This is a genomic window from Alloscardovia omnicolens DSM 21503, assembly GCF_000420505.1.
In the GTDB taxonomy this organism is placed as follows: domain Bacteria; phylum Actinomycetota; class Actinomycetes; order Actinomycetales; family Bifidobacteriaceae; genus Alloscardovia; species Alloscardovia omnicolens.
Genome location: NZ_ATVB01000005.1, coordinates 97593 through 109970 on the forward strand (window position 1 = coordinate 97593; position 12378 = coordinate 109970).

The window sequence follows — 12378 nt, forward strand, 5'->3', positions numbered from 1 at the left end:
GACTACGTGGAAGAACTCGCTAAACGCGAAGCCGCCCGCAAAATCGCCCAGCAAGAGCAAAACCGCGCTGCCCAAGCACAAGCTTCAGCCGCCCAAGCACAGTCATCAAGAACGGGTGCTCAAGCGCAAGGCTCCGGCACCCAGGTCAAGCAGTCAACCATGTTTGAATACGGCTATCGCAAGAAAAACTATGCCCCAGATGAGCTTATTACCGACGCACATGGCAATCCTATTACTGTCTCCGACACCATGCTCACAGCTATTGAAGCAAGCAAGCGCGTCACCCACACCCCTCATCTTTGCTTCTACGAGCCTCGCATTCCGGGCAATACAGGTTCGGCAATTCGCTTATGCGCAGTTACCGGCTCTATTTTGCATCTTATTGAGCCGCTCGGCTTCGATTTGAAGGACACGAAGTTGCGTCGCGCTGGCTTGGATTATCATGACATGGCTCATGTCGTTATTCACCCAAGTTTCGAAGCTATGGTTGAAGCCATGCCAGATTCACGCATTATCGCTTTCACTGCTCATGCCGAGAAAACCTATACCGACGTGCAGTATAAGCCAACCGACATTTTGCTCTTTGGTCCAGAACCTGGCGATATTCCTGACCCTATGGATGTGTTCTTTGGCCCTCACGTGGCTGAACAGGTTAAGCTACCGATGCGTCCAAGTCTGCGCTCACTAAATCTTACTAATACCGCGTCTATTGCTTTGTATGAAGCATGGCGACAGCTTGATTTTTCGGGCGCGGGAGAGGTTGAACAGCTGTAGGCAGACGATGCACTGACTGCGCTAACTACGCTGTGAGGTATGACGTATACACACGTGTCATGCCTCACAGTTCCCGTCAACGACCAACAGATAAACAACAAACAATCAATAAACAACTAACCAAACGCCCGCCAACAAACCGCTTTGTTCTGCAAAATCGGTATACTTTAACCATATGCGCCTTGAGCGCGTTAGAGCCCACAACATTCAAGGATTCTCAAGGATTCATCATGAACAAAGCCATCATTACTGTAGTAGGACACGATACTGTCGGTATTATCGCTCGCGTCTGCACCTATTTATCTGACAGCCATGTAAACGTCCTCGATATTTCTCAGACCATTATCGATGGCTTCTTTAACATGATGATGATCGTTGACTACACCAACTCCACCGTTGATTTCTCTGAGCTCAACTCTCATTTGGAAGCTCTAGGCGAAGAAATTGGTGTAAACGTGCATTGTCAGCGTGAAGAAATCTTCACCAAGATGCACCGCATCTAAGCCGCTGCTCGGAAGCATCTAGAGAGGAGCCCTCATGCTGAATATTATGGAGGTCCACGAGACCAACAAGATGATCGAGCAGGAAAAGCTCGACGTGCGCACCATTACTATGGGTATTTCTTTGCTCGACTGCATTAGCGACGACGTCGATACAGTCTGCGAGAAGATTTACACCAAAATCACCACGTATGCCAAGGACCTTATTAAGGTAGGCGAAGAGATTGAGCGCGATTACAGCATTCCCATCGTCAACAAGCGCATCTCTGTTACCCCTATTTCTTTGGTTGGCGCCAGCGCATGCAAGACCACCGACGATTACGTAAAGATTTGCCAGACCCTCGACCGCGCTGCAAAAACTGTAGGCGTCAACTTCCTCGGCGGTTTCTCGGCTCTCGTATCCAAGGGCATGACCCCTTCCGAAGAGCTTCTTATCCGCTCTCTGCCACAAGCTTTGTCGAGCACTGATTTCGTGTGCGCATCCGTGAACGTCGGTTCTACCCGTACCGGTTTGGATATGGACGCTGTTGCGCTTATGGGTTCGGTTATTCGCGAAGTATCCGAGGCTACCGCCGACATCGATTCGCTCGGTAACGCTAAGCTCGTCGTTTTCTGCAACGCCCCAGACGACAATCCATTTATGGCCGGCGCTTTCCACGGCGTAACCGAAGGCGATGCCGTTATTAACGTGGGCGTATCTGGTCCAGGCGTTGTATCGCGCGCTTTGGACGAAGCTAAGGGCAAGGACTTCGAGTTCTTGTGCGAAACCATTAAGCGCACTGCTTTTAAGATTACCCGCGTAGGTCAGCTCGTAGCACAGGAAGCCTCTGCTCGTTTGGGTATTCCATTCGGCATTATTGATTTATCGTTGGCTCCAACACCTGCAGTAGGTGATTCTGTGGGCGAGATTTTGGAGAAGATTGGCTTGTCTCAAGTTGGCGGCCCAGGAACGACTGCTGCTTTGGCTATGCTTAACGATCAGGTGAAGAAGGGCGGCATTATGGCGTCCAGCTATGTGGGCGGATTGTCTGGCGCTTTTATTCCTGTATCTGAAGATAAGAACATGATTGATGCAGCGACGAACGGCAACTTAACCATTGAGAAGTTGGAAGCTATGACCTGCGTCTGCTCTGTTGGTTTGGATATGATTGCCATTCCAGGCGATACCTCGGCTGCAACGATTTCGGGCATTATTGCTGATGAAGCAGCCATTGGCATGATTAATCAGAAAACCACTGCAGTTCGCGTTATTCCAGTTATTGGTAAGAAGGTGGGCGATACTGCTGAGTTTGGAGGTTTGCTCGGTCGCGCTCCAATTATGCCGGTAAATACTTCTGATTGTTCCGAGTTCGTGTATCGAGGCGGTCATATTCCAGCTCCGGTTCACAGCTTTAAGAACTAAAACACGATACAGGGAGGACACTACGCAGTACCCTCCCTGTTTTTTAATCTTTCCTCAGCTGCATAATACTTAACATGTAAAACAGCACAGTATATGTAGCACTGACTGCACACATAAGCATTAATTCGGTCATACTCATACTGTGTAAAGCTCTACTGCGCAAAGCAATCATAGGGAGTGAATACACATAAAAGTTACAAAGTTTTTCATTCACAAAAATGAACACGAAGCCCAATATTCCCCCTAATGCTGATAATCCAACCGAATAACTGAAACTACGTGTTTTCACACTTAAAAAGATTTGCACGCTCAGTACAGGGATGGCTGCTAGCACAGACACAACAGTCCATTGAAGAAACTGGAGCGCATAGCTATATTCCGAAATTCCCGCTACATGTGAAGCACACATATAAATTATCCATAGGCATACTTGAACAGGAATAATCATAACTGTTGTTGTCAGTATTTTAGCGAAGAGTAGTCGAGGAATAGATACATTATTGGACTTCAACATATCTACAGTTTTGCGCTCAAATTCAGGCATAACTGATAAAGCCGTAATAATAGCCATCAGAGGAGCACAAAGTAACTGACTGTAATAAAAAGTTAGCTGTCCCCACATAACCAAAGGCTGAGTACCATCTTCGATGCTAGAAAGATTTGCCCAATATAGTCCCAAACCAATAAAACTAGAAATCGCTAAGAATCCCGCGCTAATACCTAATATTTGGATTTTACGTAGCTTACGCCACTCTGCTCGAATATATGCTGTCATTATAGCTGTCCTTCTTTCTGAGCGATAAGGCGGTGAGACACAATATATACGCACACGCACAGGGCTAGAGCAATAACAAAACGAATACCCAACTGCGAGTCAACAACAAAATTCATGCGTAAAGATTCTTGCCCTGAACCGCTGATGTGATACTTATAAGGAGCTAAATATGCCGATAACGCCCAGATATTAATAATCCCCCACAGATGCAAACTCCACGACGATAAAACAATGCCTAGGAATCCGCCCACAAAACCACTGGCAATAATAATCCCTGACTTGTTGATGAGCATGGCAGAAGTCACATATATCAACGCCAGCACAAAAGAACCCATAATCTGAGCACACCATTGAATGAGCAGCACGCTTACAGGAATGCTCAGACCAAGAGCATAGCCGTAACCAGCAATAATAGCAATTTCGCAAGCAGACAGGAGGGTAAAGAAGAGCACAGTAAGTATTAGTTTTGAGTAGAAAATCAGCAGAATGGTTATGCCATTACTTTGCTGAAGTTTGAAGGTATCTCCTTGCTTTTCATTACCCACAATACGGCTCACAAATAAGCACACGGCAAGAGGTAAGAGCAAACTATCTACGCTTTGACTATTAAATAAAGTTCCCACATGATGCAGTTGCGGCTTATTCAGGTATTGCATGCGAGTCACGAGATTCCAAAACACTGCTACAGTCATCAGAAGCACGGTAAAAAGAAAAGACTTAGTCCTGCGTGCTTTTTCTAACTCAATATAGAGAAAACGCATAGTTTTACATCTCCTTAGTCAAGTTCAAGAAGATATCTTCCAAAGTTTCTGTTTTTCTCTCTACTGCGTAAATATCTGCTTGAGCATTCACAAGCGTTTTGACAACAGCAGCAATATTGTCATCGCTCAGTGAATCTAAAACGATGCGTCGCGTAGAAATATCTCGTGGATAGACCTCGATAGTGCGAAGCTGCGTGACAACTTTTTCGCAGATAAAACGTCCTCCAATCTCCACCCACGTATTGGATTTAATAGCATCTACTTCGCCCTCATATACGAGGTGTCCTTTATGAATAATGCCCACTCTGTCGGCAACATGCTCAATTTCCGAAAGAATATGACTAGAAATAAAAACTGTTAAACCCTCAGAATGCGCTAAAGATAAAATCAGTTCACGTATTTCGTGAATTCCTGCAGGATCTAAACCATTCGTTGGCTCATCCAGCAACAAAATAGTAGGTTTTTTCACGAGAGCAAAAGCCAAGGCTAAACGTTGCTTCATACCCAAAGAGTAATCGCGTACCAGTTTGTTTTTATTTTTCAGATCAGCTAAACCAACACGTTGAAGAGTTGGCCATATGTGTTCTTTATTGAAACCGAGCATCTGTTGAAAAACATGAAGATTCTCATACGCCGTAAGATTCGGGTAATACGATGGTTCCTCAATCATAGAACCAATCTGGTTCAAATAGGAACGCCGCGATATAGGTTTGCCCATCACATAGATACTGCCTGATGTCGGCTTGACCAGCGAAAGAATCATCTTCATGGTCGTGGATTTTCCCGCACCATTAGGGCCTAAAAATCCGTAAATCTCGCCTTTGCGCACAGTCAGATGTTTCAAATCGACCGTGCGAACCGACTTGTACTCTTTATAGACATCGCGTAGCTCAATAGCAGGTGTAGTCATGCTGTTCTCCTTCACGTCTCAGCTCACGTTTAGAGCATAAATAATCGGGATTAAGCGCACCTTGAGCCTACATTATGATTACATTAAGAAATACAGCACCTCTGTGTTGGCACTGACATCATCTTTATACTGGACATATGAGATTGTATGACTGCTCAATTCTTGTAATAGATGATGAAACAGATTTACTCACTTTTGTTCGCTCTATTTTGCATGATGAAGGCTATACACATGTAGATACTGCCGACACTTCCACGCAAGCATACAATTCCATTACTACCCACAGTTACGACTTAATTATCTGTGACGTCATGCTTCGCGATGGCAATGGTTTTAGTTTATATGAGAAACTTCATTCAACTATTTCAGATTTTTCCACACCCATTATTTTTCTCTCTGCCCGCGATGAAGATTCCGCACGTTTACGCGGCTTAGGTTTGGGTGCTGATGATTACATTACTAAGCCATTCCTGCCTCAAGAATTACTCTTAAGAATTCGATCTATTTTAAAGCGCACATACAAAGATACGTTCCACAATGATGAAATACATTTAGGATCTACTCACGTATCCTTTGATTCTGGAACGGTTACACGCGGTAACGAAGTGGTGAGTTTAACAGCAAAAGAATTTATTTTACTGAAAACACTGGCAGATAACCGCGGACGGATTGTAACCATTGACGCATTATGCGACGCACTCTGGCCGGGTAAAAGTTTTGGACTAGAAAGCTCGCTGATTGTTCATATTCGTCATCTGCGCGAAAAAGTTGAAATTGACCCCTCGCACCCTGTCTATGTAGTTACTGTGCGCGGCTTAGGCTATAAGTTGGAGAAGTAATGGCTAAAAAATCTTCCCATCATTCGCAACTTCTCTTTATTACTCTTGCTCTTTTTTGCACGGTTATACTGGCTAATCTGTGCATACTTTTCGTGCTGACCAATCAAGCACAAACAACTACAACAAAAAATACAGAAACCACTCTCCTATCTGAACTAAATTCTTCATCATCATATACTGTATCCGATGAGATTACACGTGAGCTGGACGATAACAAACAGTTTGCTATGATTATTAACCCTGAAGGCACGGTGGTGTGGAGTTACAACATGCCTTCCTCATTAGGCAAAGAGTACAGTTTGAGCGATGTTGCACGGTTTTCTCGCTACTACCTCGATGATTATCCTGTGCACATCTATGCCCTCAAAAACTCGCATCTCCTTGTTGTGGGAAGTGCTAAGAACTCTATCTGGAAATATCAGTTAGAGTATAATATTTTCGCCATGAAGCACCTTATTACTTTTCTTCCTGTGCTCCTTACTGCCGATGTCATTATTATGATTGCGGTTCCTCTGTGGATTCAACGGCGATGGATGAAGAGCAGAGAACACGAAAGAACGGAATGGATTGCAGGAGTATCGCACGATATACGCACACCACTGACCTTGATTTTAGGACAAGCAGACGCTCTTGCACGCCACTACGATAACAATCCAGAGGTTCAGCACAAGGCGCAGATTATTGAACAACAAAGTTTACGATTGCGCGATCTAATCTCTAATCTTAATTTATCTAATAAACTCACTTATGGTCATTGTGAGATTTCCAAGGAAAAAATAAATCTGCCACGGCTTCTGCGGCACATTTTTTCAGAAGTGATGAACCGCATAGATACAGAAAAGTTTAAGATTGATTTATCTATTGCACCCCATGTGTATCAAGCCACCATCATGGCCGACGCACAGCTTACTCAACGTATGATTGAAAATCTCATCAATAATTCTCTACACCATAACCCCGACGGCTGTATTATTCGGATTACAGTAAAGCCCTCTACGCATGGATCTGAGCATTATATTCTCAGCATTGAGGACAATGGTGTGGGAGTAAGCGATCAACAATTGATTGGTTTTAATTCCCACAGTATTCAACAGACAACTTCCTCTGCCGAGCATGGCTTAGGCATAAGCATTGTGCGCCACATTTCACGTCTACATTCGTGGCATATTCACTTTCAAAACATAGAACCACATGGTTTGCGATGCACCGTGAACATATAGAACGGATTCTTATTTTATTATCTCTACGAAGAAAATGATGAGCTATACTATACGTTTATTGGATGCAATGTCGCTTCCAACTCATGCTCAACGACAGGAGAGAATATGAACTTTAAAGATACATGGCTCTTCAGTCTCCTATCGCACATTGATGTGATACTCGTATTACGATTCACAAAATGGGTGATTTGCTTACTCATTCTGGTATATGGTTTGTTAGATGTATATAGGCACTACTTGGGGTTCCTCGCACATCCCGATTGGAGTGCAGCACATTATGTAGTATTCATCTACATAATTCCATATATTTTTATCGATATTATTCTATTTCTCGGTCTTCATTACCTTCTGAAAGTTTAGACTTTACATGAGAGAGGGAGCATCGAAAGATACTCCCCCTCTCATAATAATTACTTACTGTACACGTTCTGCCGGTTGAGACGCAATCACAGCAAGAGCTCGTGGAGCATTCCATCCGCGCTTATCGAATTCATCAGCAATTTTCTGTGCGATTGGTTCAGCTTTACCTTCATCTACCAAAGCAATAATAGAGCCGCCGAAACCGCCACCGGTCATGCGAGCGCCGTATGCTCCTTCAGCTCGCGCCACATCTACTGCAACATCAAGCTGAGGAACAGTTACTTCGTAATCATCACGCAGAGAATCATGTGATGCATTGAACAGCTCACCTGAGCGAGCAATATCGCCGTTGCGGAAAGCTTCTACAAAATCAGTAACGCGACCAATCTCGGTCAGCACGTGACGCACACGCTTTTTCGCTTCCTCAGAATCAAGCTTGGCAATAATCTCAGCTATTGCATCTGCACGTTCCTGCTCAGGACGAGCGTTAACGTCATCAGCAAGCACACGCAAAGAGTCAACGCCTAAAGCAGCTGCGGACTCTTCGCATAGGCGACGACGAGATTCATACTGACCGTCATTAAGTGAGTGTGGCGCCTGAGTATCTAAAACAAGCAGCTCCAAACCGCGTTTACTCAAATCAAAATCATGCTGAGATACGCTGTCTACAGCAGATAATTTCGGATCGCAATCAAGCAGTAAAGCCATACCTTCCTGGCAACGCAGTGAAGCGGATTGATCCAAACCTCCAGTTGCTGCTCCTGCCATATCATTTTCTGCGCTCATCGCCATGCGTACTAAGGTAACGCGCCCCTCATCGGTGGACCCGAAACCTAAGTCATACACGTCATCAAGAGCTAAAGCTGTAGAGCAGGTCATAGCAGCTGACGAACTTAAACCGCCTCCTAAAGGAACGCTGGAGGCGAAAGCAGCGTCGAAACCGCGCACGCCTGCGCCGAAACTGTTGTTGCGCATAGCCCAGGCCACGCCTACCGGATATGCAGCCCAGCCTTCGACACCACCGGCCTGCAAACCGTCGAGGTCAGCTTCGGCTACTTTACCGTTCGAGAGCGTAGAAATAACGCGCACTTTCGTGTCTTCGCGAGGTTTCAGCGCAATAAATGTGCGATGTGGCAGAGCAATCGGCAAACACAAACCGTTGTTGTAATCGGTGTGTTCACCAATCAGATTCACGCGACCGGGAGCATCCCAAACGCCTGCTGGTTCTTCGCCAAAAGCTTCGCGGAACAGCTCAGTAACTTGACGCACGCCATCGTCCACGCCCAAAGCATCAATAAATTCAATCTGTGCCATAGTTGCGCACTCCCTTAGTCGGTTACGTTCGAGATATCGATTGGACCAAGCTCGTGGAAGCGAGCGGCAATCTTTTCTGGAGTGGTGTCGGAAATCCAAGCAGCCATACCAGACTCGGAACCAGCCAAATACTTAATCTTGTTTGCAGAACGCCTAAACGAGAAGAACTGCAAGTTCAAACGGTAATTTTCGCGGCGCTCATCGTGAATTGGTGCCTGATGCCATGCGGAAATATATGGCAAATCCATACCCTTGCCATCGCCAGTATCAAAGAACGCATTACCGCGCTTGAGTAGCTGGGAATACATCTGAGCCAGACCCCAACGCTCGTTATCGGTGAGCTCATCAAGGGTTCGCACATCGTCGCGCAATGGCTGTACATGAACCTCCAGCGGCCAGCGAGCAGCAGCAGGAACATAGCCAATCCATGTATCGTTACGCAAAACAATACGCTCATCAGCTTCAATTTCTGCCTTCTTCAAGTCCGTGAGCAAATCAGCGCCATTCTTCTCGAAGTAAGCCTGCGTGTGCTGCAACTCAGTTTCAAGACGAGGAGCAATAAATGGATAACAGTAAATCTGACCGTGCGGATGCGCCAAAGACACACCAATTTCTTGACCGTGGTTTTCGAATGGGAAAATCTGCTCGATGCCTTCAATTGTGCTGATTTCGGCAGTTCGGAAAGCCCATGCTTCAACAACTGTGCGCATACGCTTGAGAGTGAGGTCTGCTGGTAATCCTGTTTCGTTAGGGTCAAAGCATACTACTTCGCAGCGGCCCACTGCTGGCTTTGACTTCCAGGTTGGATTGCCATCTACGTAGCTTACCTCGTCTGGAACGCCAGGAATGCGAGTCATGGATGGGAAGCGATTTTCAAAAACAACAACGTTGTAATCAGTATCTGGAACTTCACCATCTTGGTAAGGATCTCCTGGCTTGCGTGCTGCCAAAGGATTACCGGAAGCTGTTGCGCCTGGACCAGCGGTAATGGGACGGTTCATACGGGCTGTAGCCATAGGAATCCAGTCGCCTGTTAACGGATCTTGACGCATTTGAGGAGCTTGAACAGGCATAGGATTGCCCTCACCATCAATACCTGGCTCATAGCGGTTTGCAAGAACGCGAGGATCAGTAAGCTCACGAGTTTTATTACCGGAGACGTAGTCTGGATCATCATCGAGGTAGAAGAAATCGCGACCATCAGACAGCGTCGTCTGTGAAATACGAATATTATTGCGGGCGTAATCGCCTGGCTCATATGCATTGTATGTAGTCATAGTTCACAGTATAGCAAGAAATTGTACTAATGTGTGCTTTTTTGTGCCTTTTTGTAATAAAAGTGTCGCAGAACGGCAAGAAGCTTTTCAGCAGACAGCTAACAGGCTGCAAACAGGTACGCAAAGGCGTGTAAAGGCACTTAAAGGCACAGGTCAGCACACATAAGAACAACCCGAATATGGCATACATTTATATAGCCATAATGATGCACATTAATCCGCAATAATCAGATTACGTGCTACCTCGCGGGTTGCTTCAACATCTTCAGGACTAATACCCGAATCCGTAATAATTACATCAACATCATCAAAACCTGCGAACAAAGACAAAGATGTGAGCTGCCACTTGGTATGGTCAGTGAGCACAACTGTTTTGTTAGCAATCGACATCAACGCAGCCGCCGTGGAGGATTCCAAGGAATTCGGCGTCAAAAAACCGCGCGGGACAGACACAGAATGCGTTCCCAAAAACAGAAGGTTCACGCGCAAAGACGAAATGACGCGGTCCGCCAAAGGCCCCACCAAAGAATTCGAGCGAGTCGTCACCCCTCCGGTCACAATAACTTCCACGTCTTTATTCTCTGCTGTCTGCACCAGCTCAGCAACAGGCAAAGAGTTAGTCAAAATAGTAATACCCGTGGAGTTCTCAGTTTCGAGCAGATGCTGCGCAAACACATACGTGGTAGATCCGCCACCAATTGCTATTACATCTCCCGGCTGCACAAGCTCCACTGCTTTCATAGCAATAGAATCTTTAAGCCCCACATCCATTTGCGATTTAACGGCAAACAGAGGTTCCGCCAGTAACGTAGAACTCGACACAGCGCCACCATGCACACGCTTAACCAACCCTTTATCGGCAAGCTCAGCAATATCACGCCTAATTGTCATAGCTGACACGCCAAATTCTTCTGCTAATCCTGCAATACGCACAGCGCCGCGCGTACGCAAACGTCCAAGTATCAATTGTTGTCTCTGTGATGAAATCATGTGAACATTATCGCACAGATAGTACCTTTTAACCAAACAGAATAGCTCGTTTAAAAAATTACAATAGCTCGTTTTAAGAAAATTTTAGCTTTTCAGAGTGTGAATTCATACCCATTCATTATGATTAGTAAACAGATTTACCTATGAAATCCGTTGTACACGCGTTGAACCGATGAAACGAGGAAGCATGGTCGCTGATTCGAACACTTTGGACGACAACTTAATTGGCTTAGAGCAGACTTTGCGCCACACGGCTCTTTTCGAGCACGTACCCTTGGAAGATGCGCGTCAACTGTTGCCCTATTTGGAACATCGCACTTATGCAAAAGGCGAATACATCTTCCATGAGGGTAACGAAGACACCAATATGTATATTATCGAACGCGGACGCATTAAACTTACCCGCGAATCCTATGATCATCGCGTGCAATTGTTAAGCATCTCCGGCGCTGGTGAGATTGCAGGCGAGATTCCCGTTTTCGACCCTCAAGGCGGGCCACGTACAGCATCGGCAGTGAGCATGGTAAATTCCACAACAACCCTATCTCTCACCTCTCACGTGCTTTTCTCTTGGCTTGACGAACATCCTCGCGTAGCAGTAAATATGCTCCAAGTGCTAGCTCGACGCATGCGCATGAATAACGAACGCATTAGCGACCTCGTCTTTATGGACGTTCCTGCCCGTTTATCGAAGACATTAATTGATTTGGCAAAGCGCTTCGGAGAGCCGGGTGTGCAAGGTCTCGTCGTGCCGCACGATTTGACGCAGGAAGAGCTTGCTCAGCTGGTGGGAACCTCACGTGAAACAGTGAATAAAGCTTTGATGGACTTTACAAACCGCGGATGGATTGCCCGCGAGGGGCGCACGATTATTATTTACCAGCCAGGTAATTTGATTTTGCGCGCACGCCATTAGAGAGCGCACGCCATTAGTAGCCGCGCATTAGTACGAGACCTTTAACCGCGTTATACGCATTACGCCGTTGAGAGCGCTGAACGTTAGGACGCGCTTTGGATAGCTTGATTAGTTAGTAGCACGTCGTTGCTGTTAGAGCATGCCATGAATAATGACGATTCATCAGACTTAGCGGGGTTCTCGAGGTTTGCAAGTGCATAACTAGACACAATTAACCTTCACACTACGTTAAATCCGAAGAGCTATTACTCTCACGCATTCTGCTTAACCGATTAATATACCTGTTATGCCAGTTTTGATGCGCAAAAATGGCTTCAAAACTGGCATATCGGTTGCGCGT

12 protein-coding genes are annotated in these 12378 nt (G+C 45.8%); 6 read left to right on the forward strand and 6 right to left on the reverse strand.

Features of this window, described 5'->3' with window-relative positions:
* The first annotated feature begins 159 nt into the window (after positions 1-159).
* The 3 genes from G464_RS0103490 (at position 160) to G464_RS0103500 (ending at position 2676) form a co-directional block, all read left to right on the forward strand.
* The gene (locus tag G464_RS0103490) at positions 160-774 is read left to right on the forward strand and encodes a tRNA (cytidine(34)-2'-O)-methyltransferase (RefSeq protein ID WP_101541552.1); all 615 of its coding nucleotides are present in this window, start codon (positions 160-162) and stop codon (positions 772-774) included.
* Positions 775-1004: 230 nt separating this feature from the next.
* Entirely contained in the window at positions 1005-1277 is a 273-nt protein-coding gene (locus G464_RS0103495) for an ACT domain-containing protein (protein ID WP_022856753.1), read from the forward strand.
* Between the two features lie 34 nt (positions 1278-1311).
* Positions 1312-2676 (forward strand): PFL family protein, encoded by a 1365-nt coding sequence (locus G464_RS0103500; protein ID WP_022856754.1) that lies wholly within the window; start codon positions 1312-1314, stop codon positions 2674-2676.
* A 43-nt stretch (positions 2677-2719) separates the two neighbouring features.
* Here G464_RS0103500 and G464_RS0103505 read toward each other — a convergent pair whose 3' ends face one another.
* From G464_RS0103505 to G464_RS0103515, 3 genes are read right to left on the reverse strand one after another with little or no spacing between them, the layout of a single operon-like run.
* Complete coding sequence (locus G464_RS0103505) at positions 2720-3451, reverse strand: ABC transporter permease (protein ID WP_021617701.1); 732 nt, start codon at positions 3449-3451, stop codon at positions 2720-2722.
* A complete protein-coding gene (locus tag G464_RS0103510) occupies positions 3451-4212 on the reverse strand; it encodes an ABC transporter permease (protein ID WP_021617700.1) in 762 nt (253 codons plus the stop codon). Before G464_RS0103510 ends, G464_RS0103505 begins: the two co-directional genes overlap by 1 nt.
* Positions 4213-4216: 4 nt before the next feature.
* Positions 4217-5122, reverse strand: coding sequence for an ABC transporter ATP-binding protein (locus G464_RS0103515; protein WP_022856755.1), 906 nt, complete (start codon positions 5120-5122; stop codon positions 4217-4219).
* A gap of 137 nt (positions 5123-5259) precedes the next feature.
* Between G464_RS0103515 and G464_RS0103520 the strand changes: the two genes are divergently transcribed.
* A complete protein-coding gene (locus G464_RS0103520; protein ID WP_022856756.1) occupies positions 5260-5961 on the forward strand; it encodes a response regulator transcription factor in 702 nt (233 codons plus the stop codon).
* A complete protein-coding gene (locus G464_RS08745) occupies positions 5961-7181 on the forward strand; it encodes a sensor histidine kinase (protein WP_022856757.1) in 1221 nt (406 codons plus the stop codon). Before G464_RS0103520 ends, G464_RS08745 begins: the two co-directional genes overlap by 1 nt.
* A gap of 414 nt (positions 7182-7595) precedes the next feature.
* Here G464_RS08745 and galK read toward each other — a convergent pair whose 3' ends face one another.
* The 3 genes from galK to G464_RS0103545 all read right to left on the reverse strand — a co-directional run bounded on the left by galK (position 7596) and on the right by G464_RS0103545 (position 11122).
* Positions 7596-8855, reverse strand: a complete 1260-nt coding sequence (gene galK / locus G464_RS0103535) for a galactokinase (protein ID WP_022856759.1) — start codon at positions 8853-8855, stop codon at positions 7596-7598.
* 14 nt (positions 8856-8869) lie between these two features.
* A complete protein-coding gene (gene galT, locus G464_RS0103540; RefSeq protein WP_022856760.1) occupies positions 8870-10132 on the reverse strand; it encodes a galactose-1-phosphate uridylyltransferase in 1263 nt (420 codons plus the stop codon).
* A gap of 213 nt (positions 10133-10345) precedes the next feature.
* Positions 10346-11122 carry a DeoR/GlpR family DNA-binding transcription regulator gene (locus G464_RS0103545; protein ID WP_021617692.1) on the reverse strand — a complete coding sequence of 259 codons (777 nt, stop codon included), beginning with the start codon at positions 11120-11122 and terminating at the stop codon, positions 10346-10348.
* Positions 11123-11309: 187 nt separating this feature from the next.
* Here G464_RS0103545 and G464_RS0103550 point away from each other — a divergent pair, with 187 nt between their 5' ends.
* The gene (locus tag G464_RS0103550) at positions 11310-12038 is read left to right on the forward strand and encodes a Crp/Fnr family transcriptional regulator (RefSeq protein ID WP_022856762.1); all 729 of its coding nucleotides are present in this window, start codon (positions 11310-11312) and stop codon (positions 12036-12038) included.
* The last annotated feature ends 340 nt before the right edge of the window (positions 12039-12378 follow it).

Coding starts and splice junctions, on each gene's coding strand:
- G464_RS0103505 (WP_021617701.1), bottom strand. CDS start 3,451: ATGACAGCATATATTCGAGCAGAGTGGCGTAAGCTACGTAAAATCCAA.
- galK (WP_022856759.1), bottom strand. CDS start 8,855: ATGGCACAGATTGAATTTATTGATGCTTTGGGCGTGGACGATGGCGTG.
- G464_RS0103490 (WP_101541552.1), top strand. CDS start 160: ATGTTTGAATACGGCTATCGCAAGAAAAACTATGCCCCAGATGAGCTT.
- galT (WP_022856760.1), bottom strand. CDS start 10,132: ATGACTACATACAATGCATATGAGCCAGGCGATTACGCCCGCAATAAT.
- G464_RS08745 (WP_022856757.1), top strand. CDS start 5,961: ATGGCTAAAAAATCTTCCCATCATTCGCAACTTCTCTTTATTACTCTT.
- G464_RS0103500 (WP_022856754.1), top strand. CDS start 1,312: ATGCTGAATATTATGGAGGTCCACGAGACCAACAAGATGATCGAGCAG.
- G464_RS0103510 (WP_021617700.1), bottom strand. CDS start 4,212: ATGCGTTTTCTCTATATTGAGTTAGAAAAAGCACGCAGGACTAAGTCT.
- G464_RS0103520 (WP_022856756.1), top strand. CDS start 5,260: ATGAGATTGTATGACTGCTCAATTCTTGTAATAGATGATGAAACAGAT.
- G464_RS0103545 (WP_021617692.1), bottom strand. CDS start 11,122: ATGATTTCATCACAGAGACAACAATTGATACTTGGACGTTTGCGTACG.
- G464_RS0103515 (WP_022856755.1), bottom strand. CDS start 5,122: ATGACTACACCTGCTATTGAGCTACGCGATGTCTATAAAGAGTACAAG.
- G464_RS0103495 (WP_022856753.1), top strand. CDS start 1,005: ATGAACAAAGCCATCATTACTGTAGTAGGACACGATACTGTCGGTATT.
- G464_RS0103550 (WP_022856762.1), top strand. CDS start 11,310: ATGGTCGCTGATTCGAACACTTTGGACGACAACTTAATTGGCTTAGAG.